The sequence below is a fragment of the Mesorhizobium sp. M0991 genome, assembly GCF_040318915.1.
Taxonomy (GTDB): Bacteria; Pseudomonadota; Alphaproteobacteria; order Rhizobiales; family Rhizobiaceae; genus Mesorhizobium.
Window position 1 is genome coordinate 55,978 of record NZ_JAMYNE010000008.1, and the last position, 25,472, is coordinate 81,449.

27 protein-coding genes are annotated in these 25,472 nt (G+C 64.0%); 10 read left to right on the forward strand and 17 right to left on the reverse strand.

The window, feature by feature from the left end:
• Nucleotides 1–5 precede the first annotated feature (5 nt).
• The 13 genes from NKH70_RS14210 to NKH70_RS14270 all read right to left on the reverse strand — a co-directional run bounded on the left by NKH70_RS14210 (nucleotide 6) and on the right by NKH70_RS14270 (nucleotide 15,209).
• Nucleotides 6–2,972 (reverse strand): bifunctional [glutamine synthetase] adenylyltransferase/[glutamine synthetase]-adenylyl-L-tyrosine phosphorylase, encoded by a 2,967-nt coding sequence (locus NKH70_RS14210; protein WP_353016341.1) that lies wholly within the window; start codon nucleotides 2,970–2,972, stop codon nucleotides 6–8.
• Nucleotides 2,972–4,441 (reverse strand): ATP-binding protein, encoded by a 1,470-nt coding sequence (locus NKH70_RS14215; protein ID WP_352914569.1) that lies wholly within the window; start codon nucleotides 4,439–4,441, stop codon nucleotides 2,972–2,974. The genes NKH70_RS14210 and NKH70_RS14215 overlap by 1 nt, the downstream gene beginning before the upstream one ends.
• Nucleotides 4,442–4,447: 6 nt before the next feature.
• A complete protein-coding gene (locus NKH70_RS14220) occupies nucleotides 4,448–5,122 on the reverse strand; it encodes a response regulator transcription factor (protein WP_254819962.1) in 675 nt (224 codons plus the stop codon).
• 301 nt (nucleotides 5,123–5,423) lie between these two features.
• Nucleotides 5,424–6,980, reverse strand: a complete 1,557-nt coding sequence (locus NKH70_RS14225) for a Do family serine endopeptidase (protein WP_352914566.1) — start codon at nucleotides 6,978–6,980, stop codon at nucleotides 5,424–5,426.
• Between the two features lie 116 nt (nucleotides 6,981–7,096).
• A complete protein-coding gene (locus NKH70_RS14230; RefSeq protein WP_352914563.1) occupies nucleotides 7,097–7,564 on the reverse strand; it encodes a cytochrome c-type biogenesis protein in 468 nt (155 codons plus the stop codon).
• Nucleotides 7,561–9,549 carry a heme lyase CcmF/NrfE family subunit gene (locus NKH70_RS14235; protein ID WP_352914561.1) on the reverse strand — a complete coding sequence of 663 codons (1,989 nt, stop codon included), beginning with the start codon at nucleotides 9,547–9,549 and terminating at the stop codon, nucleotides 7,561–7,563. The genes NKH70_RS14230 and NKH70_RS14235 overlap by 4 nt, the downstream gene beginning before the upstream one ends.
• Nucleotides 9,550–9,620: 71 nt before the next feature.
• Nucleotides 9,621–10,064 carry a cytochrome c maturation protein CcmE gene (gene ccmE, locus NKH70_RS14240; protein WP_352914558.1) on the reverse strand — a complete coding sequence of 148 codons (444 nt, stop codon included), beginning with the start codon at nucleotides 10,062–10,064 and terminating at the stop codon, nucleotides 9,621–9,623.
• A 3-nt stretch (nucleotides 10,065–10,067) separates the two neighbouring features.
• Nucleotides 10,068–11,204 carry a c-type cytochrome biogenesis protein CcmI gene (gene ccmI / locus NKH70_RS14245; RefSeq protein ID WP_352914555.1) on the reverse strand — a complete coding sequence of 379 codons (1,137 nt, stop codon included), beginning with the start codon at nucleotides 11,202–11,204 and terminating at the stop codon, nucleotides 10,068–10,070.
• Nucleotides 11,205–11,427: 223 nt separating this feature from the next.
• Nucleotides 11,428–11,862, reverse strand: coding sequence for an RT0821/Lpp0805 family surface protein (locus NKH70_RS14250; protein WP_352914552.1), 435 nt, complete (start codon nucleotides 11,860–11,862; stop codon nucleotides 11,428–11,430).
• Between the two features lie 109 nt (nucleotides 11,863–11,971).
• Nucleotides 11,972–13,384, reverse strand: coding sequence for an ATP-binding protein (locus tag NKH70_RS14255; RefSeq protein WP_352914655.1), 1,413 nt, complete (start codon nucleotides 13,382–13,384; stop codon nucleotides 11,972–11,974).
• A 10-nt stretch (nucleotides 13,385–13,394) separates the two neighbouring features.
• A complete protein-coding gene (locus tag NKH70_RS14260) occupies nucleotides 13,395–14,060 on the reverse strand; it encodes a response regulator transcription factor (RefSeq protein ID WP_023718390.1) in 666 nt (221 codons plus the stop codon).
• A 64-nt stretch (nucleotides 14,061–14,124) separates the two neighbouring features.
• Nucleotides 14,125–14,424, reverse strand: coding sequence for a hypothetical protein (locus tag NKH70_RS14265; protein ID WP_352914549.1), 300 nt, complete (start codon nucleotides 14,422–14,424; stop codon nucleotides 14,125–14,127).
• A 374-nt stretch (nucleotides 14,425–14,798) separates the two neighbouring features.
• Entirely contained in the window at nucleotides 14,799–15,209 is a 411-nt protein-coding gene (locus NKH70_RS14270; protein ID WP_352914546.1) for a DUF3168 domain-containing protein, read from the reverse strand.
• Nucleotides 15,210–15,443: 234 nt separating this feature from the next.
• On the opposite strand from NKH70_RS14270, the gene NKH70_RS14275 reads away from it, so the two are divergent.
• Nucleotides 15,444–15,692: a hypothetical protein gene (locus NKH70_RS14275; RefSeq protein ID WP_352914543.1), complete on the forward strand. Its 249-nt coding sequence runs from the start codon at nucleotides 15,444–15,446 to the stop codon at nucleotides 15,690–15,692.
• A gap of 44 nt (nucleotides 15,693–15,736) precedes the next feature.
• Nucleotides 15,737–15,961 (forward strand): hypothetical protein, encoded by a 225-nt coding sequence (locus NKH70_RS14280; protein ID WP_352914540.1) that lies wholly within the window; start codon nucleotides 15,737–15,739, stop codon nucleotides 15,959–15,961.
• Here NKH70_RS14280 and NKH70_RS14285 read toward each other — a convergent pair.
• Both NKH70_RS14285 and NKH70_RS14290 read right to left on the reverse strand, forming a co-directional pair.
• Entirely contained in the window at nucleotides 15,958–16,224 is a 267-nt protein-coding gene (locus NKH70_RS14285) for a DUF1488 family protein (RefSeq protein WP_023718394.1), read from the reverse strand. The genes NKH70_RS14280 and NKH70_RS14285 overlap by 4 nt on opposite strands.
• Complete coding sequence (locus NKH70_RS14290) at nucleotides 16,221–16,493, reverse strand: hypothetical protein (RefSeq protein ID WP_352468936.1); 273 nt, start codon at nucleotides 16,491–16,493, stop codon at nucleotides 16,221–16,223. The genes NKH70_RS14285 and NKH70_RS14290 overlap by 4 nt, the downstream gene beginning before the upstream one ends.
• A 244-nt stretch (nucleotides 16,494–16,737) precedes the next feature.
• Between NKH70_RS14290 and NKH70_RS14295 the strand changes: the two genes are divergently transcribed.
• The 3 genes from NKH70_RS14295 to NKH70_RS14305 all read left to right on the forward strand — a co-directional run bounded on the left by NKH70_RS14295 (nucleotide 16,738) and on the right by NKH70_RS14305 (nucleotide 19,040).
• Nucleotides 16,738–17,073: a co-chaperone GroES gene (locus tag NKH70_RS14295; RefSeq protein WP_352914538.1), complete on the forward strand. Its 336-nt coding sequence runs from the start codon at nucleotides 16,738–16,740 to the stop codon at nucleotides 17,071–17,073.
• 103 nt (nucleotides 17,074–17,176) lie between these two features.
• Nucleotides 17,177–18,796: a chaperonin GroEL gene (gene groL, locus NKH70_RS14300; RefSeq protein ID WP_352914535.1), complete on the forward strand. Its 1,620-nt coding sequence runs from the start codon at nucleotides 17,177–17,179 to the stop codon at nucleotides 18,794–18,796.
• Between the two features lie 82 nt (nucleotides 18,797–18,878).
• Nucleotides 18,879–19,040 carry a hypothetical protein gene (locus NKH70_RS14305; protein WP_352525670.1) on the forward strand — a complete coding sequence of 54 codons (162 nt, stop codon included), beginning with the start codon at nucleotides 18,879–18,881 and terminating at the stop codon, nucleotides 19,038–19,040.
• A 45-nt stretch (nucleotides 19,041–19,085) separates the two neighbouring features.
• Here NKH70_RS14305 and NKH70_RS14310 read toward each other — a convergent pair whose 3' ends face one another.
• Nucleotides 19,086–19,982 (reverse strand): LysR family transcriptional regulator, encoded by an 897-nt coding sequence (locus NKH70_RS14310; RefSeq protein WP_352914532.1) that lies wholly within the window; start codon nucleotides 19,980–19,982, stop codon nucleotides 19,086–19,088.
• A 130-nt stretch (nucleotides 19,983–20,112) separates the two neighbouring features.
• Here NKH70_RS14310 and NKH70_RS14315 point away from each other — a divergent pair, with 130 nt between their 5' ends.
• From NKH70_RS14315 to NKH70_RS14335, 5 genes are all read left to right on the forward strand, one after another.
• Nucleotides 20,113–21,006: a class I SAM-dependent methyltransferase gene (locus NKH70_RS14315; RefSeq protein ID WP_352914529.1), complete on the forward strand. Its 894-nt coding sequence runs from the start codon at nucleotides 20,113–20,115 to the stop codon at nucleotides 21,004–21,006.
• A gap of 20 nt (nucleotides 21,007–21,026) precedes the next feature.
• Entirely contained in the window at nucleotides 21,027–21,659 is a 633-nt protein-coding gene (locus NKH70_RS14320) for an NAD(P)-dependent oxidoreductase (RefSeq protein ID WP_352914526.1), read from the forward strand.
• 176 nt (nucleotides 21,660–21,835) lie between these two features.
• Entirely contained in the window at nucleotides 21,836–23,995 is a 2,160-nt protein-coding gene (locus NKH70_RS14325) for a transglycosylase domain-containing protein (protein ID WP_352914523.1), read from the forward strand.
• A 97-nt stretch (nucleotides 23,996–24,092) separates the two neighbouring features.
• On the forward strand, nucleotides 24,093–24,677 hold the full coding sequence (locus NKH70_RS14330; RefSeq protein ID WP_352449049.1) for a DUF1214 domain-containing protein: 585 nt from the start codon (nucleotides 24,093–24,095) through the stop codon (nucleotides 24,675–24,677).
• Entirely contained in the window at nucleotides 24,670–25,218 is a 549-nt protein-coding gene (locus NKH70_RS14335; protein WP_292658433.1) for a DUF1254 domain-containing protein, read from the forward strand. The genes NKH70_RS14330 and NKH70_RS14335 overlap by 8 nt, the downstream gene beginning before the upstream one ends.
• 14 nt (nucleotides 25,219–25,232) lie before the next feature.
• Here the strand turns inward: NKH70_RS14335 and NKH70_RS14340 are convergent, their stop codons facing one another.
• Complete coding sequence (locus tag NKH70_RS14340) at nucleotides 25,233–25,418, reverse strand: hypothetical protein (RefSeq protein WP_292658434.1); 186 nt, start codon at nucleotides 25,416–25,418, stop codon at nucleotides 25,233–25,235.
• Nucleotides 25,419–25,472: the final 54 nt, after the last annotated feature.

Here is a 25,472-nt window from a genome sequence, read left to right on the forward strand (position 1 = left end):
TGCCGTCACGGTTGTTTGGCACGAAGCAGAAGGTCGAAATCCTTTCTGGCCTTCTGCGACGTCTCGTTGAGATGCGCTTCAAGGACCCCGAAATCCGGCAGGTCGGTGACCGCCAGAAGCAGATCCGAAAGCCCTGGCGGAACGTCGTCGCGTTCGAACGCGCCGGTGAGGCAAAGCCGTATCATCTGGGTCAGCGCCAGATAGAGCGAATAGGCATCCACCAATTCCTGCCTGACCTGGGCGCTGGCGAAATCCGGCGCCAGGCGCGACAGGACCTCAGCCGTGCCGGTGGCCCTGCGGCCTGCCTCGATCTTTCCCGTGATCAGAGCAACCTGGGCAATGAATTCGAGATCGATGAGGCCGCCCGGGATCAGCTTGATGTCCCAGGGATCGCGCGGCGGCTTCTCCTTGTCGACCATGGCGCGCATCTCGGATGCCTCGGCCATCACCTTGGCTGGATCGCGCGGCAGAGCGAGCACTGCGGCAACCTCTCCCTCGACCTCGCGGCAGAGCTCGGCATCGCCGCCGATCGTGCGGGCGCGCGCCAGCGCCATGTGCTCCCATGTCCAGGCGTCCTGGCGCTGATACTTCTTGAAGGCGTCGACATGCGTGGCCACCGGCCCCTTGTTGCCGGACGGCCGCAGGCGAAGGTCGAGCTCGTAGAGCACGCCCTCGGCGGTCGGCGCGGAAACGGCGGCGATCAGCCGCTGCGTCAGCCGGCTGTAGTAATGCGACGGGGCAAGCGGCTTGTCGCCGTCGGACTCCTCCGCATCGGCGTCGTGATCGTAGAGCAGGATGAGGTCGACGTCGGAGCCCGCCGTCAGTTCGCGGCTGCCGAGCTTGCCCATGCCGAGCAGCGCGACCCGGCCGCCGGCAATATAGCCATGACGCAAAGCGAATTCCGCCATCACCGCCTGCAATGCCGCCTCGATGGTCAGATCGGCGAGATCGGAAAAAGCGCGGCCGGCGCGCGGCGGGTCGATCGACCCGGCAAGCAGCCTGACGCCGATCAGGAATTTTTGCTCCGAAGCAAAGATGCGCAGCCGGTCGAGCACGTCTTCATAGGCTCTGTCGCCTTCGAGGAAGGCGGCAAGGCGCGCCGACAGATAGGCGCGGTTTGGCAGTTCGCTCAGCAGCGCCGGATCGAGCAGCCCATCGAAGACATGCGGCCGGCGCGTGATGATGGCGGCCAGCCGCGGTGCCGCGCCCATGATAGTCGCCATCAGCTTCAGCAAAGCCGGATTCGACTGCAGCAGCGAAAACAGCTGGATGCCGGCAGGCAGGCCGGCAAGGAATTCGTCGAAGCGGATCACCGCCTCGTCCGCCCGCCGCGTCTGGCCGAAGGCTTGCAGCAGCGCCGGCGTCAGTTCCGTCAGCCGCTCGCGCGCCTCCGCCGACCGGGTGACGCGGTAGCGGCCGAAGTGCCAGCCGCGGATAACCCGGCAGATGTCGCTCGGCCGCTGGAAGCCGAGCCGCTGCAAGGTCTGCAGGGTATCGGGATCGTCGACGTCGCCGGTAAAGACCAGATTGCCGATGCCGGCCGAAAGCTCCGGCGCGGTCTCGAACAGCGCTGCATAGTGGCGCTCGACCTGGTGCAGCGCCGCGCGGAACGTTTCGGCAAAGCCTACCGCATCGGCAAAGCCTAGCATGCGGGCGACGCGCTCCAGCCCCTCTTCGTCCTCCGGCAGGATATGCGTCTGCTGGTCGGCAACCATCTGGATGGCGTGTTCGACGCGGCGCAGGAACCAGTATTGCCTGGTGAGCGCATCGCGCGCGTCGGCGGTGATCCAGCCGCGCGCGGCGAGCTCGCCGAGCATCGGCACGGTCTCGCGGCCGCGCAGTTCGGGAAAGCGGCCGCCGGCGATGAGCTGCTGGGTCTGGACGAAGAACTCGATCTCGCGGATGCCGCCGCGACCGAGCTTGACGTTGTGGCCTTTGACCGCGACCTCGCCATGGCCCTTGTGGGCGTGGATCTGCCGCTTGATCGAATGGACGTCGGCAATCGCCGCATAGTCCATGTATTTGCGCCAGATATAGGGCTGCAGTTCCTTTAGGAACACGGCGCCGGCGGCAACATCGCCGGCCACCGGGCGCGCCTTGATCATGGCGGCGCGCTCCCAGTTCTGGCCGCGCGCCTCATAGTAGCGCAGCGCCGCCTCGACCGGGATCGCCAGCGGCGTCGAGCCGGGGTCGGGACGAAGCCTGAGATCGGTGCGGAAGACGTAACCGTGCTCGGTGCGGTCCTGGAGAATGCGGACCAGCCGGCGGGTCAGGCGCGAAAACAGCTCGGTTGCATCGAGCGGATCGACGAGAGCTGGCGCATCGGGGTCGAAGAAGACGACGAGGTCGATGTCGGAGGAAAAGTTCAGCTCATGCGCGCCGAGCTTGCCCATGCCGAGCAGGATCCAGCCCGAGCGTCGCGCCGGATTTTTGGCATCCGGCAATCGGAGCTTGCCTTGCTCATGCGCGTCGCGGAGCAGGAAATCGACGGCCGCACGCGTGCAGGCGTCGGCAAGGTCGCTCAGTCGCCTCACCGTCAGCGAGGTCTCGGCCTCGCCGGCGAGATCGGCCAAGGCGATCAGGAAATGCGCCTCCGCCTTGCATTGGCGCAGCTCCATCATCAGGCTGCTTTCGGAGACGGCCTCTACGCGTGCTGCCTTGTCGACCGCGGCGCCGATCGATGACAGCCGCGCCTCGATGGTCCCGTCGAAAAGCGCATCGAGTATCCGCGGCCGGCGGCGCGCGGTATCGCGCAGGAACGGCGATAGGTCGAACACGGCGGCGAGGAAATCCTGGACGACCCCCTTGCCGGCGAGAAATTTCGCCAGTCGCGGCAGTTCTTTTTGCCGCGCGGCGTCGGCGATCTCCGACAATTCCTGCCTGGCGCGGCTTGCATCCAGCGGAACGAGCTTTATCGCCGGCTTCAACAACCAGTCCGTTTCGAGGCGTCGCACTGCCATCCTCGCTACCATCAGCGATCCTCCCGCCCGGGAAAACTCATGACGACCGACAATCCGGGATTGCCGGGCAGAAGCTCAAGCCGTCCATTGTGGAATGTCATGATCGCCTTGGTGAGGCTCAAGCCAAGGCCGGAACCCGGCTGCGAGCGGCTCTTTTCCAGCCGCACGAAACGCTCGGTCACCCTGGCGCGGTCGACATCGTCGGGAATACCCTGGCCGTTGTCGGACACGGCAAGCCTGATCTCGCTACCGACACGCTCCAGCGTCACGCGAACCGTAGGCCTGGAGGTCGAGTCGGTCGAATATTTGATCGCGTTGTCGACGATGTTGGACAACGCCTGGCCGATCAGCTCGCGATTGCCGTTGACGACGAAGGAACCTTGCACCGAAGTTTCGAGCGTCACGCCCGCCTCCTCCGCCACCGGCTCGTAGAGTTCGACAACGTCGTGCACGGCAGCGGCCAGATCGACCCTGGTGGTGCTTTCGGAGGAATAGCCGGCCTCCAGCCGCGAGATCATCAGGATGGCGTTGAAGGTCTTTATCAGCTGATCGGATTCGGCGATCGTTCCTTCCAGCGCCTGCCCGTAGTCGCTGGTATTGTGCTTGCCGGAAAGCGTCGCCTCGGCGCGATTGCGCAGCCTGGTCAGCGGCGTTTTCAGGTCGTGGGCGATGTTGTCGGAGACCTGCTTCAGGCCCTCGTTCAGCGTGGCGATCCGGGCCAGCATGGAATTGAGGTTTTCCGATAGCCGGTCGAACTCGTCGCCGGCGCCGGTGACCGGCAGCCGGCCGGAAAGATCGCCACCCATGATGCGGCGGCTCGCCTCCGACACGCTGTCGATGCGCTTCAGCGCCGCGCGCCCGACGAAGAACCAGATCAGCAGCCCGCCGACGCCCATCATGCCGAGCGCCAGCATCAGAGCGCGGCGAATGACGGCGCGGAAGCGCTCCGGCTCGCCGAGGTCGCGGCCGACCAGCATGATCATCTGGTTGGGCAGGCGCAGCACCAGGGCAATGGCGTTATGGCCCTTCTCGCCTTCGGCCTGTACTTCGCTCTGGGCGGGCTCGTTCGGGTCGGAGACCGGGTTGCGCTGCCGCTCGAGCTCGCCCTCGCCGAAGCGGCGGTAGGAGAACGGTTCGGTGGTCCAGCCCTCGGCCTCGATCACGCCCGGCTGGAGGCTCTGCACGTTGCCGGTCAGGATCTGGCCGTTGGCATCGGCGATCAGATAGAGATTGGCGCCGGGCTGGCGGGAGCGCTGCTCGACGACGCGGACGAGCACCGGCAGGCCGCCGCGCTGATAGGCTCGGGCCAGGCCGAGCACCTCGTCGTTGATCGTCTCCTGCGTCTGGGCAGTCAGCATGCGCGCCGAGAGCGAGGTCATGTACAAGACCAGCAACACCGCACACAGCGCAAAAAGCAGAAGATAAAGCGCTGAAAGCCGCGCTGCCGTCGTCCTCATGATGGCCGGCACGGAAAGAGCCATGGGGTTCTAGCCGCTTTTCAGCATATAGCCGGCGCCGCGAACCGTGTGCAGGATCGGCTTGTCGAAGCCCTTCTCGATCTTGCCTCGCAGCCGCGAGATATGAACGTCGATGACGTTGGTCTGCGGATCGAAATGGTAGTCCCAGACGTTCTCGAGCAGCATGGTGCGCGTCACCACCTGGCCGGCATGGCGCATCAAATATTCGAGCAGGCGGAACTCACGCGGCTGCAGCGTTATCTCACGCCCGGCGCGCCGCACCGAGTGCGACAGCCGGTCGAGTTCGAGATCGCCGACCCGGTAGACGGTTTCGGCCTCCCTGGCGCTGGCGCGGCGGTTCAGCACCTCGACGCGGGCGAGCAGTTCGGAAAAGGCGTAGGGTTTGGTCAGATAGTCGTCGCCGCCGGCGCGCAGACCGGTGACCCGGTCGTCGACTTCGCCGAGCGCCGACAGGATCAGCACGGGCGTCGTATTGCCCCGGGACCTGAGCCCGGCAATGACGGACAGGCCGTCGCGGCGCGGCATCATGCGGTCGACGACCATGACGTCATAGTCGCCGGAATCGGCGAGCGCGAAGCCGGTTTCGCCGTCGCCGGCGACATGGGCGGTATGGCCGGCCTCGGCGAACGCCTTCTGCAGGTAGTCGGCTGCCTCGCGATCGTCTTCTATGACGAGAATCTTCATAGAACCGTTATACGCGATTTCGCTGGAAGATTGAGTGGCCGGCATATGCATCGTGGCCTTCTCCATGACGTATCGCGAACAAAGTGATTCAGGGATACCCGCTAAGTCTTTGTTTTAGCATGCCGTAGCCTAAAGCCGCTTCACGCTTTGAGCGGCATGTTCGAGCGGCAGCGGGCGATGGGAAGCCCGCTGCCGCTGGGGCGGAACACGATGACTGACTAACGTATTCAGGCCCCGTGCTTTCCCGTGCGGCGGCTCGGGGGTATTGAAAACCGCCGCACCGGAAAAGTCGAAGCGGTCGTCAGCCCTTGGCGACAGGCAGTGCGACGAAGCGGTTGCTGTCGTCGCGGGTGATCTGCATCAGCACCGCCTTGCGGCCGGACTTCACCGCGTCGGCCATCGCCTTGTCGACGTCGCCGGTGCCGCTCACTTCCGTCGAATTGACGGAGGTGATGACGTCGCCGGGCTGGATGCCGCGATCGGCGGCATCGCTGTCGGGGTCGACATCGGTCACCACAAGGCCCTTGCCATTGTCGGACTTGGTGACGGTCAGGCCGAGATCGGCGAGCGTGTCGGTCTTCGGCGCGGGGGCAGGCTGCTGGTCGGCCGAGGCCTGGTTGTCGCTCGACGGCAGCTTGCCGAGATCGACCTTGACCGCCTCGCTCTTGCCGTTGCGCCACACCGTGACGTCGACCGATTTGCCGGGCGGGTAAGCGCCGATCAGACGGGCGAGCTCCTTCGGCGAAGCAACGTCCTTGCCGTCCACCTGGGTGATCACGTCACCGGCGGTAATGCCGGCCTTCTTGCCGGGACCGTTGTCCTGCGCGCTGGCAACGAGCGCGCCCTTGCCGGATCCAAGGCCAAGCGATTCGGCGATTTCGGAGGTGACCGGCTGGATTTCGACGCCGAGCCAGCCGCGTTGCACGGTGCCGTTCTTCATCAGATCCTGTACGACCTGCTTGGCGGTCGAAGCGGGAATGTCGAAGGCAATGCCGACGCTGCCGCCCGACGGCGAGAAGATCGCGGTGTTGATGCCGACGACCTGGCCGTTGAGGTTGAAGGTCGGGCCGCCCGAATTGCCGCGGTTCACCGAGGCATCGATCTGGATGAAGTCGTCATAGGGACCGGCGCCGATATCGCGGCCGCGGGCCGAAACGATGCCTGCGGTAACCGTGCCGCCGAGGCCGAACGGATTGCCGACAGCCACCACCCAGTCGCCGACGCGAACCTTGGAATCATCGGCGAAGTCGACATAGGTGAACTTGCTGCCGTCATCGACCTTGAGCACGGCAAGATCGGTGCGCGGATCGGTGCCGATCAGCTTGGCGTCGAGTTCCTTGCCGTCATTGGTCACCACAGTGAAGGCGGTGCCCTCCTCGACGACATGGTTGTTGGTGACGAGATAGCCGTCATCGGAGATGAAGAAGCCCGACCCTTGCGCCACCGGCCGCGGCTGGTCGTTGTTGCGGTCACGGTGTCCAAAACGGCGCATTCCGTTCGGACCCTGATCGCCGCCCTGATCGCCAAAGCCGCGGAATTCGCGGAAGAACCGGCGCAGCTGCGGATTGTCGGGAAGATTGCCTAGGCCGTCCTCGTCGTCCATCTGGCCGGAACCGTCATCGGCCGTCGACTGGATCTTGGCCTTGACGCGCACGCTGACGACCGCCGGCGAAACACGCTCGACCACATCGGCGAAGCTCGGGACCTGCGGTGCCTCGACACGCACGGCGTCGGCCAGAACCGGGGCTGTCCCGGTGGCAACAGCACCGAAGCCGATCGCGCCGGCAATGGCCAGGGATGCGGCCGCGGCCAGCAGGCGTTTGCGCGTGCGAAGATATGAATTGGGGGCAACATTCATGGTTCTCGTATCCTCTTTTCAAGGGACGCCCCTTGATTGGCATCCTCGACAAAGGAAATAGAGAGCCGCACATTACGGCGCCATTTCCGGTACATGAAACTTTCGTAATGTATCGATCAATCGCGGCGGAGCATCTTGTCCAGCGCCGCCTGTTCCTCGGCAGTTAATGCAGCGGTCGCGGTCGAGCGGCGCGAGCGGGCGGCCAGCAGGATGAATGTCCCGCCAACGAGCAGTAGAAGAACTGGCGTCCCCCAGAGCAAGACATTGCGCAGATTGAAGCGTGGCTTCAGCAGCACAAATTCGCCGTAGCGCGAAACGACATAGTCCATCACCTGCCGGTCGGTGTCGCCGGCGACGAGGCGCTGGCGCACAAGGATGCGCAGGTCACGGGCGAGGTCGGCATCGGACTCGTCGATCGACTGGTTCTGGCAGACCATACAGCGCAGGCCTTCCGACAAAGCGCGCGCCCGTGCCTCGAGCGCCGGGTCGGCGAGCACCTCGTCGGGCTTGACCGCCTGCGCGGCGCCGGCGAACACCAGTGCCAGCAGCAGGACCAGCGAGGCCAGCGTGACCCTTTGGCTCATGGCGGGCTCGCCGATGGCACGGCGGCCGCCGGCTTGCGGCGTGACGGCGCGCCGACGCGCAGGCGGCGGTCGAGCAGCGACATCGCCGCCCCCGCCATCATCACCAGTCCGCCGCCCCAGATCAGCGTAACCAGCGGCTTCCACCACAGACGAACGACGACGGAGCCATCGCTGCCCTCGTCGCCAAGCGAGAGATAGAGCTGGCTGAAGCCGATCGTCCTGATGCCGGATTCGGTCGTGGTCATCTGGCGCACCGGATATGAGCGCTTGGCCGAGGTGATCTCGCCGTCGACGCTGCCGTCGGCGCCAAGCAGGGCGAAGCGGCCGCGATCCTCGCTGTAGTTAGGCCCCTGGGCCGGGTAGAGCCCCTCGAAGCGCAGCTTGTGGCCGGACAGTTCGACGGTCTCGCCGGCCTGCATCGACAGGATTTTTTCGGTGCCGAAGCAAAGCGTGCCGACAATGCCGAGCGTCGTCAGGCCGAGGCCGAGATGCGCAAGTGCTGTGCCGAAGACCGAGCGCGGCAGGCCGGCGAAGCGCCTGAGCATGGTGGCGGGCGCGACAGTGCCGAAGCCGGATTTGACGGCGAGATCGGTGAGCGCGCCGCAGATCAGCCAGAAGGCAAGGCCGACACCGAGTGCCGCCAACACCGAAGCGCCATCGATGAACAGGGCCGTCACCAGCACGACGAGCAGCGCCGCCGCGAAAGCCGCCATCAGGCGCTGGGCGACCGCGAAAATGTCGCCGCGCTTCCAGGCGAGCAGCGGCCCGAACGGCACGACGACCAGCAGCGGCACCATCAGCGGGCCGAATGTCAGGTTGAAGAACGGCGCGCCGACCGAGATCTTGTCGGCAGACAGGGCTTCAACGACGAGCGGGTAGAGCGTGCCGACCAGCACGGTGGCAGTGGCGGTGGTCAGGAACAGATTGTTGAGGACCAGCGCGCCTTCGCGCGAGATCGGGTGAAACAGGCCGCCGGCCGTCAGCCGGGAGGCGCGCAAGGCAAACAGCGCCAGCGAGCCGCCGATGAACAGCGTCAGGATGCAGAGGATGAAAACGCCACGCGTCGGATCGGTGGCGAATGCGTGCACCGAGGTCAGCACGCCGGAACGCACCAGGAAGGTGCCGAGCAGCGACAGCGAGAACGTCAGGATCGCCAGAAGCAGCGTCCAGATCTTCAGCGCCGAACGCTTTTCCATGACGATCGCCGAATGCAGCAGCGCCGTGCCCGCCAGCCACGGCATGAAGGATGCGTTCTCGACCGGGTCCCAGAACCAGAAGCCGCCCCAGCCGAGCTCGTAGTAGGCCCAGTAGGAGCCCATGGCGATGCCGCCGGTGAGGAACATCCAGGCAACCAATGTCCACGGCCTTACCCAGCGCGCCCACGAAGCGTCGATGCGGCCCTCGATGAGGGCAGCGACCGAGAAGGAAAAGCAGATCGAGAAACCGACATAGCCGAGATAGAGCAGCGGCGGATGGATGGCGAGGCCGAGGTCCTGCAGGATCGGGTTGAGGTCGCGTCCCTCGATAGGCGCCGGATTGAGCCTGACGAACGGGTTCGACGTCGTCAGGATGAACAGGAAGAAAGTGGCGCCGATCGCTCCCTGCACGGCAAGCACATTGGCCCGGAGCGTCGCCGGAAGATTGCCGCCGAAGACGGCGACGAGCGCGCCGAAGAAGGTCAGGATCAGCACCCAGAGCAGCATCGAGCCTTCATGATTGCCCCAGGTTCCTGTGATCTTGTAGATCAGCGGCTGCAGCGAATGCGAGTTCTCCCAGACGCTCTCAACCGAAAAATCGGAGCCTGCATAGGCGGTTGCCAGCGCCACGAAAGACAGCGCCGTCAAGGCAAAGCCGGTCAGCGCGGCCGGTGCGCCGACGGCCATCATCTTATGGTTGCCGGTGCGCGCACCAAACAGCGGCACCATCGTCTGCACCAGGGCCAGCGCAAACGCCAGGACCAGGGCGAAATGTCCGGTTTCAACCATTGTAGCCGCGCTCGCTAGGTTTTGCCGCAGGTTCTTGCCGCAAAACCGTGGAACACTTTTGCGGAACCTTTCTACTCACTCTTGCTCTCCTTCCATACGCCCTTGGCCTTGAGGCCGTCGGCCACTTCCTTGGGCATATAGGTCTCGTCATGCTTGGCCAGCACGCTGTCGGCGACAAAGACCCCGTCAGGGCCGAACGAGCCTTCGGTGATCACGCCCTGCCCTTCCCGGAAAAGGTCGGGAAGAATGCCGGTATAGGTAACCTTGACGTCCTCCTGGTTGTCGGTCACCGAAAAGGCGACGGTGGCGCCTTGGCTACGCTCTACTGTGCCTTTTTCGACGAGTCCGCCGAGCCTGATGCGCTGGCCCGGCTGAAGGCTGGCGGTGGCCAGATCGGCCGGCATGTAGAAATAGGAGGCCTTCTGGCCAAGCGCATAGAACGTCAGCCCGGTTGCAACACCGAGAAACGCCAGCCCTGCGGCGATCACCGACAGTCGTTTCTGCTTGCGCGTCATCGTCTACTCCGTCGCCGTCACGCCGAGCGAGGCAGCAAAGGCGGTGAATTTCCTGGCCTGGTCACTGTCCGCGCCAAAGACGGCGATACCGCGATTGAGCGCGTCACGCGCCTGATCTGTCTTGCCCAGCACGGCATAGGAACGAACGAGCTGCATCCACCCTTCCTCGTCGCGCGGATTTTGCCGAAGCTTTTCGTCGAGGCCGGCAACCATGGTGCTGATCATGGCTTGCCGGTCCTGCGGCGACATCGAGGAAGCAGCATCGATATCCTCGGCGCTCGGCCCTTTCGCAGGCGTTTCCGAAGCGACGCTGCGGGCGGCGGATTCGGCCAGCGCCTGCTCGACGGCGCCGCGCCACGGCGAGCCCTGCTGCAAGGCGGCAAGCATCTTTTGCCAGGCCGCCGTGGCTTCAGCTATGCGGCCTTCCTGTGCCATGCCCATGGCGAGATAGAACGAGGCCTTCGGATTGGCCGGATCAAGCTTCAACGCCGCCTCGAAAGCCGCCTGCGCTTCGGCCGAGACAATGCCGCCGGCCGCATTGGCGATCGCCTCGCCAAGACCCGCCTGACGGGCAGCGCTGTCGCCGTCGAGGCGGATGGCGTTGCGATAAGCGGTCACCGCATCGGCGTATCGCTGCATGCGCTGATAGACCGGCGCCAGCACGTCCCAGCCACGGCCATCGGATGGGTTGGCCGCCAGGTGCGCTTCGGCGCGGGCTATCAGCTCGTCGACCGAGCTGTCGGCGGGGTTCTTGGCCAGGCGTTCGCTGAGTGGCTGCGACGGCAGGTCGGGTGACCCGAGCTGGCCATAGAGGCCCCAGCTGACCAGCGGAACAACCAGCACGGCAGCCGTCGCCACCAGCCTTGTCGACCGCGACGGCTGCGTCGCCGTCTCGTCGGCCTGGCCGGCATCGCTCAGGCGAAGGATGCGGCGGGCGATTTCGGCGCGCGCCTCTTCGGCCTCCATTGGCTGGATCAGGCCACGCGCCATATCGCGGTCAAGCTCGGCCAGCTGGTCGCGATAGACTTCAAGGTCGTGATCGCTAGCAGCGGACGCGTTCTTCGAGCCGCCGGCCAACGGCAGCAGCACCGCCAGGCTTGCGCCCAGCGTCAGGATTGCGGCTATGACCCAGAACAGCATGGCTCTTCCAATAGAACGAGACCCTTGCCCTGCCAACACAAGCGTGCTGCGACGCTTTGGCGGGGCCGCTCCGATCGATAATGCATGTCGCGCAAAAGTGTGCAGCGGTTTTGCGATAACGACCATGCATCAAAACAAGAACCTAAAGCGCGTCGCATGAGGCCGGTCGAACGCGACGCGCTTTAGTGCCGGACCGGAATCGGCGGATCGACGGCCGGGCCAGCTACGTCAGCGGCGTCCAGCTGCCGTCGGCATTGCGGCAGGCCGTCCCGCGCGCGGTGGCGCCGGCGGTGCCGGTAAACACCGTATGGGTGTATTGCCGGCAGTCCTGTGAGCCGACGCGATAGGGCTGGGCGGCGACCACTTCGCCGCGATGGGCCGAACTGTCGCTCTTCCAAGCCACTTTCTGGCCGCTCGCCGTGTATTCAAGCGCCTTGTATTCCGCCTCGAGCGCGCTGCGCTTCTCGGTCTCGCTCAGGCCGGCGCCGATAGAGCCGCCGACGAGGCCGCCGCCCATGGCGGAGATGATCGTCGTCGCCACCTTGGCGCCGCTGGGAGGCGTGGCGGCCGGCGTCACCGTAACGGCCTGGCCCTTGCCGAGCGTCGTACAGCCGGAAACGGCGAGCAGGGCGGAAACGAGCGCGACGCGAATCTTCATGCCAATACCGGCTTTCTTGAGCTGGACCGCCGCGCTGTCAGCAGGCTGACGCGGCCATAATGTCGATGTTTGTCGGAAATTTGGCCGCAGCCGGCCACCTGGAGAAGCATTACTGAAGGCTCCGCAACCGAACCATCGCCTTCAATCCACCCATGACGGATCGTTCCAGCGCCAGAACGCCTCCATACTCGTTGATAAGGTCGGCGACAATGGCAAGTCCGAGCCCGCTGCCCGGTTTTGTCTCGTCGAGACGCCGTCCGCGCTGCAATACCTCGCGCGCCTTGTCGTCGGGAATGCCGGGGCCGTCATCCTCGATGCTAATCTCGAACAGACTGGCCGCACCTTCCTCGCCGGCAACGGGCTTGACGGAAACGGCGACCGCGCTCCTTGCCCATTTCATCGCATTGTCGAGCAGATTGCCGAGCAGCTCCTCCAGATCCTCGCGTTCGCCGGCAAAAACGATGTCGGTGGCCGGCAGTGAGAGCGAAAGCGTCGTCTGCGGGTTGAGCTTCTGCAGCACCCGCACCATGCGCTGGACCAGCGGTGTCACCGGCGTACGGTAGACGACGCTGTCGCGCTGCGCAGCGACGCGGGCACGTTGCAGATAGTGATCCACCTGCTTCTGCATGGAAGCGGCCTGCTCGGCGATCAGCTGGCCTTTGGCGCCACCCAGCGCCCGCCCCTCGTTGAGCAGCACGGCAAGCGGCGTCTTCAGCGAGTGCGCCAGGTTGCCGACCTGCGTGCGCGACCGCTCGACGATACGCCTGTTGTTCTCGATCAGCGCATTGGTCTCGTTGGCGAGCGGTTCGATCTCGGCCGGGAAACGGCCGTCGAGGCGTTGCGCGGTTCCTTCGCGCACCATGGCAAGCGCATTCCTGACCCGGCGCAATGGCTGCAGGCCGAGCAGGATGGCAATCGCATTGATGGCGATCATGCCGACGCCGAACAGCGACAGATAGGTCAAAAGGCGCCGCTGGAAGGTGGCGATTTCCTGCTCGAGCTCGGTCTGGTTGCCCATGACGCGGAAGCGCGCGGCGCGGTTTTTCGCATCGAGGACGAACTCGCTCTCGAACACCTCGAGTTGTTCGCCTTCGATGCCGTCCGCTGAATAGCTACGCTGGAAGCTGGCATTGAAGGGCACCTCGGCAACGCTTGGCGACGGGATCACCTTGGTCATCGACGACGAATGGAGATCGCCGTGCACGCCTTCCGAGGCAGGCTCGACCGACCAGTACCAGCCGGAATTCGGCTCCGAGAACCGCAAATCGCCAAGGTCGGGGGCGCCCGTCAACTGGCCGCTTTCGGAAACGCCGACCGAGCCGATCAGGTTGAACAGATGCGCCGAAAGCAGGCTGTCGAAACCGCGCTCGCTGGCCTGGCGATAGAGCGTGGTGATCAAGGTGAAGATGACGACCAGAGTGAGGATCGCCCAGACCGTGGAAAAGGCGATGACGCGAAACGCCACCGAACGCGGCCATGACCGCAGCGACGGCGTGTTCGAGACGGCGGGTTTTGTAGGCAGCGGTTCCGCGTTACGCCTCCGGCTTACGCATGCGGTAGCCCATGCCGCGAACGGTTTCGATCATGTCGATGCCCATCTTCTTGCGAAGCCGTCCGACAAAGACCTCGATCGTGTTGGAATCGCGGTCGAAATCCTGGTCGTAGAGATGCTCGACCAGTTCGGTCCGGGACACCACCTCGCCCATATGGTGCATGAGGTAGGCAAGCAAGCGGAATTCGTGCGAGGTCAGCTTCAGCGGCACGCCGTCGACGTCGGCCTTGGAGGCCTTGGTGTCGAGACGCAGCGGCCCGCAGGTCAGCTCGGACGAGGCATGCCCGGCGGCACGCCGGATCAAGGCCCGTACTCTGGCCAGGATTTCCTCGATGTGGAAAGGTTTGGTGACGTAGTCGTCGGCGCCGGCGTCGATGCCGGCAACCTTGTCGCTCCAGCGGTCGCGTGCCGTCAGGATCAGTACCGGCATCTTGCGGCCGCCGCGCCGCCAGCGCTCGACCACGCTGATGCCGTCCATCTGCGGCAGGCCGATGTCGAGCACTACGGCATCGTAGGGCTCGGTGTCGCCGAGAAAGTGCCCTTCCTCGCCGTCGAAAGCGCGGTCGACGACATAGCCGGCATCGACCAGCGCGTCGCCGATCTGCCGGTTGAGATCCTTGTCATCTTCGACGACGAGTACGCGCATGCGGAAGGCCTGTTGAAGCTGTTCAGATATAGGCCGATTCCGGCAGACTGGGAAACGGCACGGTTCAGTTCAGCGGAACGACGATCTCCGAGCGACGGGGACGCTGCCCGTCCTTGCCCGGAACGAGCACGACGATGACGCAGACCGGCTGGCCGCCGCGTGTCGACTGCGAGGCCTTGGCCAAGGTGCCGCCATTCTGCTCTGCCACCTGCTGGCCGATCGCGTAGCAGTCGGACGCGGCGAGGACGACCGGCTGGGGCTGCTCGGGCGCGACAGCGGGGATCGCCATCGCTTGCGACGCAAGCAGACCGGCGACTGAGAGCGCCAGTGCCGCGGTCCGGAAGTGGGAGCGAAGGGTTTTCATGGCCAGCGTTCTAACGCGCCGGTGCTGAACGTGATATGAACGGTGAACGCTTGAATGCATGCCCGCCACACCCCTGAAGCGCGAGATTACCGGATTGCCATTTCGCCGCCCGGCCCGCGAAATCGCCAATGTTTAACCTAGCCCTCCAATCCTTCGCCGACAACCGGCATCATCTGGCGGGCAGGATCATTTGGGAGGACGAAGCATCCGGCCCAAGGCAACCGATGGCAGTTCAGGCGAACCGAACCTGAAAACAAAAAACCCGCCTCGGGGCGGGTCGCTGGGGCCAATCAGCACCATATCCAAATTAGTAGCATAGCTGCCGGCACAAAGCAAGAACAAAATTGCCCGATTTTGCGGAAAGTGCCCGGTGGTCAGCCCTCGTCCTTGATCTCGGCGCGGAAGCGCAGCAGCCCGTGATGGGCCGAAAGGTCCTCGTCGTAGCGGGCTTCGGCGAATTCGAGCTTGAGATGGACGCGGCGATGCTCGCCAAGCGAGAGCGCCGCATCTCGTAGGCGGGTGCTGACCAGGTCCATGATGTCGTTGGTTTCGTTGCTGGCCTCGGATTTCGACCAGACATGCAACGTCAGCAACTGTTCGGCGTCGTTCTCCATCCCCGTCGCCCAGTCGTAGACGCTGGTGCGACCGAAGGTCATGTGGGGGAACGCAACATTTTCCGGCGCATGGTCGAACAATCTTGCATCGCCCAGTGCCGCCGACAGGTCGGGATCGCCGTTCACTGCCTCGAATATGGCCCTCTGCAATTCGACGGCCGGCGCGGTCATTGTCTTGCCCCTCGCCCGTCGCGTCGACCTCCCGGCTGCGTAGCTGCGTTGCATGACGGCATCCCGGCAAAGCGCGAATCAGCGCGTCTCATGCGGATTATGAACCTTCATGATCTCGGAAATAAGCCCTGCTCCTGCAACCCGCGACGTTTCGCGTCACGAACGCCCTTGAGGGCAATGCCAACTGGCGAATTCATTTGGCATGCAGGGAGTTCGAAGAACGATGCTATGAAGATGTCTGGTTTCCAAACATTCGAGGTCGTTTTCGTGCGCGAGCCATCGCTGCTGCCTGTTTTCGGAAAGCTTGGAGCCAGGGCGCGGCCGGTCGCGATCGCGGCGCCGACCATGTCGATGACCATCAAGAATTTGGTCAACCGCACTCGGGAGCTGCTCTCGGCGCACGGTAGCCTGGCCCTGAAGCTGTCCGTCGTTTTGTGGACGGTGCTTGTCCTGGCGGCAGTATTCTTCGTCGCCCAAGCCTGACCGAGCGACATTCATCGATCGGGCGGAAACTAAAGGACGCCAAGATGGCAAACCGCTACGCGCTGCGTATGGAACGTCCTCACAGCTGGACCGTCTTCGACGTCTTCACCGGCCAGCGGGTCGAGCTCAAGCAGCAACCCATGGTCGGCATGAACACGCGCGATGCGGGCGCGATGGTCGATCGGCTGAACAGTCGTGACATCGCGGCGGGCGAAGGCGGACCGGAAGCCCCAAGAAAGCGTCTTGTGAACGGATCGCTACGGATCTAGCGAAAATCGGCCGCAGTCAGCACATATATGCTCCTGCGGGTGCGGGCATAGGCATTCCTGGCGACATCGTGGATTGAGCTGGAAGCCGTGTCGAAGGCCGCCAGATAGGTAGCTTCCGAGGCCGCCGTTCCCGGCTGCACTTTGGAGATGGCATCGGTTGCGACAGAGAACGAAATCTGGAACATGCCGTCATGGCCGACGAAGCGGATGCGTTTGCTTGCCTCGTCGTAGCTGCGGCTGGGATTGGGAAATGTCAGGCTCATGATTTGGCCTCCGTCGATGCGGATACGGCCTGCTTGACTGTCCGCGCCGCCCGCTTCTTCTTTGGGGCGACCGGATTCAGAGCTGCCGCCGCGCGATCCGCCTCTTCCTTGGCCAGTCGCAATTCCCTCAGCTTCGCCGTCTTGATCATCCTGGCCTTCGCCTCCGAGAGATATTCGGCAGTTGCTTTGTTCCGCTCCGCTGTTTTCTTTTGATTTTCCATGAAGCGAGCCTGAGCTTTTTCCATGATGTTCTGATTGCCTTCGGCCATCGGTAAAATCTCCCTTGCAGCGAAAGTCGTGAATGTGAGCTTCACCGTAAAATAGGTGTTCAAGGACAGAAATTCAATTTCATTAATATTCGGCAAGGCCCCGAACACCGGGGGATGGCCTAGCAAAATAATACATTCAATATTTGACATGCCGTATGAATATTTTTTGGCACTCCTATCAATCGAGTGCCAGAGCGCCTATAGAGAGGGGCGGCCGCCTAAGCCGGCCCCAGAAAGAGTCCCCATGAAATTCCGGCCACTCCACGATCGCGTCGTCATTCGGCGCGCCGAAAGCGACACCAAATCCAAGGGCGGCATCATCATCCCCGACAATGCCAAGGAGAAACCGCAGGAAGGCGAAGTGATCGCCGTCGGGCCGGGCGCGCGGGACGAAAGCGGCGTGCTGATGGCGCTCGACGTCAAGGCCGGCGACCTCATCCTGTTCGGCAAATGGTCCGGCACCGAGGTCAAGATAGACGGCGAGGACCTTCTGATCATGAAGGAGGCCGACATCATGGGCATCATCGACAAGAGCGAGATGGGCATCGACAAGACCGTGGCTGCCAAGAAGGCCGCCTGATTGGAATGCCGCGCGCCCTGCCGGGCGCGCAAAGGATGCTCCAAGCTTTGATTCAGGCGCGCTGCAAGCGTCTTGCCACGACCAACCGAACTGGAAAAAAATCATGTCTGCCAAGGAAATCAAATTCTCCACCGACGCGCGTGACCGCATGCTGCGCGGTGTCGAAATCCTCAACAACGCCGTCAAGGTGACACTCGGCCCCAAAGGCCGCAACGTCATCATCGACAAGGCCTATGGCGCGCCGCGCATCACCAAGGACGGGGTGACGGTGGCCAAGGAAATCGAACTTTCCGACAAGTTCGAGAACATGGGCGCACAGATGGTGCGCGAAGTGGCCTCGAAGACCAACGACCTCGCCGGCGACGGCACCACCACCGCCACAGTGCTTGCCGCTTCCATCCTGCGCGAGGGCGCCAAATTCGTCGCCGCCGGCATGAACCCGATGGACCTCAAGCGCGGCATCGACCTTGCCGTCAGCGCCGTCGTCAAGGAAATCCAGGCCCGCGCCAAGAAGGTCAAGTCCTCAGGCGAGATCGCGCAGGTCGGCACCATTGCCGCCAATGGCGACACCAGCGTCGGTGCCATGATCGCCAAGGCGATGGACAAGGTCGGCAATGACGGCGTCATCACCGTTGAGGAAGCCAAGACCGCCGAAACCGAACTCGACGTCGTCGAAGGCATGCAGTTCGACCGAGGCTATCTCTCGCCCTATTTCGTCACCAATGCCGAAAAAATGCGCGCCGAGCTGGAAGACCCCTACGTGCTCATCCACGAAAAGAAGCTCGGCAATCTGCAGGCGCTGCTGCCCATCCTCGAAGCCGTGGTGCAAAGCGGAAGGCCGCTGTTGATCATCTCCGAGGACGTCGAGGGCGAAGCGCTGGCGACGCTGGTCGTCAACAAGCTGCGCGGCGGCCTCAAGGTCGCGGCCGTCAAGGCTCCTGGCTTCGGTGACCGCCGCAAGGCGATGCTGGAAGACATCGCCGTGCTCACCGCCGGACAGATGATTTCCGAGGATCTCGGCATCAAGCTGGAGAACATCACCATAGACATGCTCGGCCGCGCCAAGCGCGTGCTGATCGAGAAGGACACCACCACGATCATCGACGGCGCCGGCGAGAAGACCACCATTCAGGCGCGCGTCCAGCAGATCAAGGGGCAAATCGAGGAAACCACTTCCGACTATGACAAGGAGAAGCTGCAGGAACGTCTCGCCAAGCTGGCGGGCGGCGTTGCCGTCATTCGCGTCGGCGGCGCCACCGAATCCGAGGTCAAGGAAAAGAAGGACCGCATCGACGATGCGCTGAATGCCACGCGCGCCGCCGTGGAAGAAGGCATCGTTCCCGGCGGCGGCGTCGCGTTGCTGCGCGCCAAGGCTGTGCTGAACGGGCTGACCGGAGCCAATGCCGATGTGACGGCGGGCATTTCGATCGTGTCGAGGGCGCTCGAAGCGCCGATCCGGCAGATTGCCGAGAATTCCGGCGTCGAAGGTTCGATCGTCGTCGGCAAGCTCGCCGGCAGCAAGGACCACAATCAGGGCTTCGATGCCCAGAACGAGGTCTATGTCGACATGATCAAGGCCGGCATCGTCGACCCCGCTAAGGTGGTGCGGACGGCGCTGCAGGACGCGGGCTCCATTGCCGCGCTCCTGATCACTGCTGAAGCCATGATCACCGACGTTTCGGCCAAGGAAGCCGCTGCTTCGACCGGCGCCATGGGCTATTGACCAGCCGCTGCCGGAAACAAGCCTGAAAGACAGCCGCCGGGGTATCTTCCCCGGCGCGCACCATCGGCAAGGAGATCGATCCATGATCGCATTCGTCCCGAAGCCAAATGCGGCGGCGAAGACCAAAGTGGCCGAGGAAAGCCGCTTCGATCGCATTCGCAGGCTTGCCGACAAGCACAGGAAAGCCGACGCCGGCACGATAGGCCGCGACCCGAAAAAGATCGCGGACAAGCGTCCCATGTGACGACTGCCAATCCTCGGCACCTCGCGCAAGCGCGGAACCAGACCCCTACCGCGTCTCGCCGCTGATCAGCACGGCATGGTCCTTGATGACCGTAGCAACGAAGCGGATGACGGCGCGCACCGGCGCCTCCGCCCCGATTTCGCGGCGATAGACGAGCGACACCGGATGGTTGCCGAGAATGTCGGGGGCAAGGCGCACCATCCGCGGTTCGGCTTCGGCCAACATGCAGGGCATTACCGCCAGACCGGCGCCACTCAGAGCCGCTGCCAGCATTTCGGTCATTTCGGCGACACGAAAGACTATTGTCGCGCCGGCGCCGTGCGCCTCTATCCACTTGGCGCCGGGTACGCCGGCGAGGCTTGCGTGAAATCCAATGATCTCGTGTCCAGCCAGATTGCGAGGATCGATGGGCATTGGATGGCGATCGAGATAGCGCTGGGACGCATAAATTGACCAGCCCGCAACGCAAAGCTTCTGCGCAATCAAATCGTCGTCGGCCACGGTGCCGATCCTGACCGCGAGATCGGCCTCGCCGTGCTGCAGGTCCACAGGCCTGCTGCCGCTCGTCAGTTCAAGATTGATATCCGGATGGCCCTTGTGGAATGCAGCTATACGCTCTGCAAAAAGAGGGCTGAACCCGGACGGCAGTGCAAGCCGAACGCTATTCTTGCCCGAACGCACGAGGGTCGTCAGTGCTTCCATGATACGTTCAAGATCATCGCCGAGCGGCAGCAATGTCCGGCCAAGCGGCGTGATCTCGATGCCCTGCCGCGTTCGCACGACAAGCGAAACCCCGAGCGCTCCTTCAAGAGCAGCGAGGCGCCGGCTGATCGTCGTGTGACGCACGCCGAGTGCGCGCGCCGCTCCCGACAACGTTCCCGCGCGGGCGGCAGCGAGAAAATAGCGCAAATCATTCCAGTCCGGTTCGCCGGTTCTGATCACGAACCCATTCTAGATCAATTCCCAGCCGCGCACCTGTGCAGTTTTGCACAAAGATGTCCGGAAATTGCAAATGTCCCCGAATATGTCGTCCGCGCGAGAATAGGCCAGATCCAATTCAGGGAAGCGATCGATGGACATCGAAGGTTTGCGAACGATGGTGGCGCGGCTCGCGACGTCGGCCAATGCGCTGGTGGCGCTCGGTTTGGCGATGGAGGCGCGTATTTCCGGCACGCCACTCGATGGCAGTGCCGCCCGGCGCACAGAAGCCGTGCTCGCCGAACTCGGCGCCGCCGATGTCGTGGCAAGTGCTGGCGTCATCGAACTTGCGCCGGTGCTGGCCAGCATCCGGGTCGACCTGCTTTCAGGTGGCAAGCTGCTGTCGGGCTCCTCCGAAAGCGCGGAGGGCCTGGAAGCCGGTTTGCGGCAGGCCTTCGGCGATGTTTCGTCTGGCTTCCCGGCGCTGCTGAAGCGGATGATCGCGCCACAACTTGCCGATTTGCCGGAGAGGCTCGCTGCACCGGGCGCAGCGTTCCTGGATATCGGCGTCGGCGTCGGCGCATTGTCGGTGTCGATGCTTCGGCAATGGCCCGGCCTGAAGGCGGTTGGCATCGATCCCCTGCCCGAAGCCATCGCACAGGCCGCCGCCAACGTCCGGGCGGCCGCGCTCGAACATCGCATCGAACTGCGCACCGGCCTCGGGCAGGATATCGCGGACATGAACGCGTTCGATCTGGTCTTCGTGCCAAGCGCCTTCATCCCCGAGCCGGATGTCAGGCTCATCGTCAGGCGCAGCCACGCCGCATTGCGGCCCGGCGGCTGGCTGCTGCTGGCAATGATCAATCCCGGACCCGACGCACTGGGGGACGCCCTCGCCCGCTTCCGCACCACAATGTGGGGCGGCACGGTCTTCGAAAAAGGCGCAGCCCAGGAGCTGGTCGATCAGAGCGGCTATGCCGATAGCCGGCTGCTGTCCGGTCCAACCGGAGCGCCGGTCGCCTTCGTCGCCGGGCGCAAGCCAGGCTAACGGTTTGCAGGGAGCGGACAATGAAGCTGCTGATCTTTGGTGCTTCCGGCGCGACAGGTCGTGAGCTCGTCTCAGCGGCGTTGGCAAAGGACCATGCGGTGACCGCCTTCGTCCGCACGCCCGGCAAGCTTGCCATCAGCCACGAAAATCTGAGGGTGATTGTCGGAAATGTCGCCGATCGACAGGCGGTCGAACGCACCGTTGTCGGACATGATGCGGTCTTCAGCTGCCTCGGGGGCGGCGTGCCGCTGAGACGCGACCCGGCCGTGGTTGCGGGCATCGGCTTCATCGTCGCGGCCATGCAGCAGGCCGGCCCAGAACGGCTGATCTATCTTTCATTCCTGGGGGTTCGCGACGGCCGGTGGCAACAAGGCCCCCTGTTCGGCAACATCATCGTGCCATTGGTGCTGCGCAATGAGGTGAAGGACCATGAGATGAAGGAAAGCCTGATCGTTCAATCCAGTCTCGACTGGACCATCGTGCGGCCGCCCAAGCTGAGCAATGGAGCGGCAACGGGTGAATTCCGCCATGGCAATGGCATCCGGGCGGCGTCGCTGCTGCCGACACTGGCGCGGGCCGACGTAGCGGCCTTCATGCTCGCCCAGATTAACGACACCACCTACTCGCGCAGGGCGGTCAGCATCCTTCGCTGACGCCTCGCGGGAGCCGTCTTCCCCTCGACAAACCTCCCGCTGTATCTTCATCGCCCTTATCTTCATCGCCCTTGTAGGCAGCGCCAAAATGGACGAATAGTCATAGCGGCGCGCCGCCGTGAAATTGCCGGCATGCGGTTTCTCAGTTGGCGGCATCGCCGCAGCCGGATCCTGGAATGGCCAGTCCTTTGCAACCACGCAAGAGAAGAGGTCCGATCGCCGCAAGGCTGCTGGCGGTGGATGCGTGGATCGATTCCTCGGTCTACGAAATCGGCTTCAGGGCACGCCAGTTCTGGGAGACGGCGACCATCTTCTCGCGGCGTTTCCGCGTCGGCGGCTGGCGCCGCGGCCTGATCGAACTGTTGAGTGAAGGCTTTACGCTCGGTGCCGGCGGCATCGTCGTGCTTTTGGCGCTGGCCTTGCCGGCCTTCCAGATAACCGCCGGCGACTGGCGCACGCAAGGCGACTTCGCCGTCACCTTCCTCGACCGCTACGGCAACGAGATCGGCCAACGCGGCATCATCCAGCGCGATTCGGTGCCGGTCGACGAGATGCCCGACCATGTCATCAAGGCGGTGCTGGCCACCGAGGACCGCCGTTTCTTCGACCATTACGGCATCGATGTGCTCGGCCTGTCGCGCGCCATATTCGAGAATGTGCGGGCCAATTCCGTCGTCCAGGGTGGCTCGAGCATCACCCAGCAGCTGGCCAAGAACCTGTTCCTGACCAATGAACGGACGTTCGAGCGCAAGATCAAGGAAGCCTTCCTGTCGCTGTGGCTCGAAGCCAATCTGTCGAAGAAGGAAATCCTGCAGCTTTACCTCGACCGCGCCTATATGGGCGGCGGCACCTTCGGCATCGAGGCGGCAGCCGATTTCTATTTCGGCAAGAGCGTCAAGGACCTGAACCTCGCCGAGGCGGCGATGCTGGCCGGCCTGTTCAAGGCGCCGACCAAATATGCGCCGCACATAAACCTGCCCGCCGCCCGGGCGCGGGCCAATGTGGTGCTGTCCAACCTGGTCGATTCCGGCTTCATGACCGAAGGCCAGGTGCTGCAGGCAAGATTGCACCCGGCCGAAATCGTCGACCGCGGCGAGCAGAAGAGCCCCGACTATTACCTCGACTGGGCCTTCGACGAGGTCAAGAAGATCGCCGCCAAAGGCGGCCCGCACTCGCTCGTCGCCCACACCACCTTCGACGCCAACATCCAGAAGGCGGCCGAAGAATCGATGGAGTTCCACCTCCGCCAGTTCGGCAAGGAATACAACGTCACCGAGGGCGCCATCGTCGTCATCGAGACCAATGGCGCGGTCAGGGCGATCGTCGGCGGCCGCGACTACGGCGCCAGCCAGTTCAACCGCGCCACCAAGGCACTTCGCCAGACCGGCTCCTCGTTCAAGCCCTATGTCTATGCGACGGCGATGGAGCATGGCTTCACGCCGGATTCGGTGGTTTCCGGCGGACCGATCTCCTGGGGCAGCTGGTCGCCCCACAATTACAATGGCGGGTCGGCCGGCAAGGTGACGCTGATCACGGCGATGGCCAAATCGATCAACACGGTGCCGGTGCGGCTGGCCAAGGATTATCTCGGCATCAAGCCGATCAAGGCGATGGCCGAGGCGATGGGCGTCGAGTCGCCGCTGGAATCGCACAAGACCATGGTGCTCGGCACGTCGGGCATGACCGTAATGGACCAGGCGACGGGCTACAGCGTGTTCGCCCAGAACGGCTTTGCCGGAACCCGGCACGGCGTCAGCCAACTCTTCACCCGTACCGGCGAGGTGGTCTACGACTTCGCCAAGGATGCGCCGCCGCCGCACCGGGTGCTGTCGGAGCAGGCGCTCAAATACATGAACACCATGCTGGCGGCGGTGCCGGTGATCGGCACTGCCCGGCGCGCAGCCCTTCCAAACATCGTCGTCGCCGGCAAGACCGGCACGACCCAGTCCTACCGCGATGCCTGGTTTGTCGGCTTTACCGGCAACTACACGGCCGCCGTCTGGCTCGGCAATGACGACTTCACCGCGACCAACAAGATGACCGGCGGCACGCTGCCGGCCATGGTGTGGCAGCGCCTGATGCTCTATGCGCACCAGAATATCGACCTCAGACCGATCCCCGGCCTCGATCACCCCTTCTTTGATGCCGAAATTGCCGCCAAGGCCGAGGAAGCGGAAAAGAAGAACGCCGATCAGGCAGCAGCCGATGCCGCCGCCGAGCGTCCGCCGGTGCTGTCCAGCCGGACCACCCAGACCCTGAAGGAATTGACCAAGCTGTTCCAGGCGGCACCCGTGCTCGATGCGCCCGCTGCACCGGAGACCCTGTCGGCGCTGTGACGGCCAATTCCGCGGGGCCGCTTGCCACAAGGCCCTGCGCCGAGATATCCCCGGGCGGCAATCTTTCAGTCCCCGGCCTTCGGTTCCCTGCCTCCTCATGCTCAAGAACGCCTTCCTGACACTGCTTTCGCTTGCCATCGCCGTCGTCGGCGGTGGCGGCAGCGTCTGGTATGCACTGAAGCTGCAGGACGGCGTCGGCGCGATCAGGATCGGCCAATGGACCGCCTTCCCCGATATCGGCACGCCGACGGCGGATCCCTATTCGAAGGCCCGCGTGGCTCGCGAAGGCGTGCTGGCGCTCGGACAGGCGGAAGGACTGTCCTTCATAGCCGAGCGCGATTCCGGCGGCGAACAGCTCAAGCGGCAATGTGCCTACAAGATTGCGGGCGGCTTTCCCACCGCCCGGTTCTGGACGCTTTATGCCGCCGACCAGTCGCTTGGCGTGGTCGAGACCGGCAAGCCGAGGCCGGCTGCGCTGCAGTCCTATCAAGTGCTGCGCCAGGCCGACAATTCGGTGGTCATTTCCGTCGGCAGCCGCCCTGCGCCCGGCAACTGGCTGCTGACCAGCGGCGCCGGCAAGATGTACTTGGTGCTTACGTTCTACGACACGCCGATCGCCAGCAGCACCGGTCTCTCGGACGTCACGCTGCCGCAGATCCAAAAGGTCGGCTGCAATGCGTAGCCTGCTGCATGCCGTGCTGCTCGGCCTGCTCGGCGCCGGCATCGTGCACATCATCGTGCTGCTGCTCGTCCCCGAGTTTTCCGAACGCGACGCCTGGTCGCGATTGGCCATGGCTTCGGATCTCTACAAGATGACCAGGCTCGACGCGGAAGCCGGCGGCGCGCCGGTGGTGAAATCGGTCGATCCGCTGTTTTATGCGGCGGCTTGCCGCTTCGACCTTGCCGAGGGGATGGTGCGGGTCAAGGCGCCGGGAAAGGTGCCGTTCTGGTCAATATCGGTCTATGACCGCGGCGGCCACAACATCTACTCGTTCAACGACCACAGCGCGACCGCAGGCGTGCTCGACACCGTTGTGCTGACGCCGGCCCAGATGATCGAGGTCCGCAAGGATCTTCCCGAGGAACTGCAAGGGGCCATCTTCGTCGAGGCGCCGATAGAGGAAGGCGTGTTCGTCATCCGTTCGTTCGTGCCCGACGACAGCTGGAAGCCGATCGTCTCGCGGTTTCTCGAACAGAGTTCCTGCGAGCTGCAGGATTTTTAAGCCGGTTCCGATGCTCAGTGATGCGGTACCGGCAATGTCCCCGAAGGTCCCGGCTTGTCGGGGCCGGCCGGCCGCGTTTCGCCCGTCAGCGGCCGCTGCTCGTAGCGCACCCCGGGAAAGATGATCACTGCCGCCGGCGCGGTTTGTTGTGCTCGATTGGTTGCCGCCGTTCGCGGCACGAAAGACAGTACCATGCCCATGGTTCGCGTATTCCTCTCGGTTGCCCCGGAGCACAACGCAACGCCTCCACAGTC

Excerpts from the sequence above, each read along its gene's own strand:
- NKH70_RS14210 (WP_353016341.1), bottom strand. The coding sequence starts at position 2,972 with ATGGTAGCGAGGATGGCAGTGCGACGCCTCGAAACGGACTGGTTGTTG.
- NKH70_RS14215 (WP_352914569.1), bottom strand. The coding sequence starts at position 4,441 with ATGGCTCTTTCCGTGCCGGCCATCATGAGGACGACGGCAGCGCGGCTT.
- NKH70_RS14220 (WP_254819962.1), bottom strand. The coding sequence starts at position 5,122 with ATGAAGATTCTCGTCATAGAAGACGATCGCGAGGCAGCCGACTACCTG.
- NKH70_RS14225 (WP_352914566.1), bottom strand. The coding sequence starts at position 6,980 with ATGAATGTTGCCCCCAATTCATATCTTCGCACGCGCAAACGCCTGCTG.
- NKH70_RS14230 (WP_352914563.1), bottom strand. The coding sequence starts at position 7,564 with ATGAGCCAAAGGGTCACGCTGGCCTCGCTGGTCCTGCTGCTGGCACTG.
- NKH70_RS14235 (WP_352914561.1), bottom strand. The coding sequence starts at position 9,549 with ATGGTTGAAACCGGACATTTCGCCCTGGTCCTGGCGTTTGCGCTGGCC.
- ccmE (WP_352914558.1), bottom strand. The coding sequence starts at position 10,064 with ATGACGCGCAAGCAGAAACGACTGTCGGTGATCGCCGCAGGGCTGGCG.
- ccmI (WP_352914555.1), bottom strand. The coding sequence starts at position 11,204 with ATGCTGTTCTGGGTCATAGCCGCAATCCTGACGCTGGGCGCAAGCCTG.
- NKH70_RS14250 (WP_352914552.1), bottom strand. The coding sequence starts at position 11,862 with ATGAAGATTCGCGTCGCGCTCGTTTCCGCCCTGCTCGCCGTTTCCGGC.
- NKH70_RS14260 (WP_023718390.1), bottom strand. The coding sequence starts at position 14,060 with ATGCGCGTACTCGTCGTCGAAGATGACAAGGATCTCAACCGGCAGATC.
- NKH70_RS14265 (WP_352914549.1), bottom strand. The coding sequence starts at position 14,424 with ATGAAAACCCTTCGCTCCCACTTCCGGACCGCGGCACTGGCGCTCTCA.
- NKH70_RS14270 (WP_352914546.1), bottom strand. The coding sequence starts at position 15,209 with ATGACCGCGCCGGCCGTCGAATTGCAGAGGGCCATATTCGAGGCAGTG.
- NKH70_RS14275 (WP_352914543.1), top strand. The coding sequence starts at position 15,444 with ATGTCTGGTTTCCAAACATTCGAGGTCGTTTTCGTGCGCGAGCCATCG.
- NKH70_RS14280 (WP_352914540.1), top strand. The coding sequence starts at position 15,737 with ATGGCAAACCGCTACGCGCTGCGTATGGAACGTCCTCACAGCTGGACC.
- NKH70_RS14285 (WP_023718394.1), bottom strand. The coding sequence starts at position 16,224 with ATGAGCCTGACATTTCCCAATCCCAGCCGCAGCTACGACGAGGCAAGC.
- NKH70_RS14290 (WP_352468936.1), bottom strand. The coding sequence starts at position 16,493 with ATGGCCGAAGGCAATCAGAACATCATGGAAAAAGCTCAGGCTCGCTTC.
- NKH70_RS14295 (WP_352914538.1), top strand. The coding sequence starts at position 16,738 with ATGAAATTCCGGCCACTCCACGATCGCGTCGTCATTCGGCGCGCCGAA.
- groL (WP_352914535.1), top strand. The coding sequence starts at position 17,177 with ATGTCTGCCAAGGAAATCAAATTCTCCACCGACGCGCGTGACCGCATG.
- NKH70_RS14305 (WP_352525670.1), top strand. The coding sequence starts at position 18,879 with ATGATCGCATTCGTCCCGAAGCCAAATGCGGCGGCGAAGACCAAAGTG.
- NKH70_RS14315 (WP_352914529.1), top strand. The coding sequence starts at position 20,113 with ATGGACATCGAAGGTTTGCGAACGATGGTGGCGCGGCTCGCGACGTCG.
- NKH70_RS14320 (WP_352914526.1), top strand. The coding sequence starts at position 21,027 with ATGAAGCTGCTGATCTTTGGTGCTTCCGGCGCGACAGGTCGTGAGCTC.
- NKH70_RS14325 (WP_352914523.1), top strand. The coding sequence starts at position 21,836 with ATGGCCAGTCCTTTGCAACCACGCAAGAGAAGAGGTCCGATCGCCGCA.
- NKH70_RS14330 (WP_352449049.1), top strand. The coding sequence starts at position 24,093 with ATGCTCAAGAACGCCTTCCTGACACTGCTTTCGCTTGCCATCGCCGTC.
- NKH70_RS14335 (WP_292658433.1), top strand. The coding sequence starts at position 24,670 with ATGCGTAGCCTGCTGCATGCCGTGCTGCTCGGCCTGCTCGGCGCCGGC.
- NKH70_RS14340 (WP_292658434.1), bottom strand. The coding sequence starts at position 25,418 with ATGGGCATGGTACTGTCTTTCGTGCCGCGAACGGCGGCAACCAATCGA.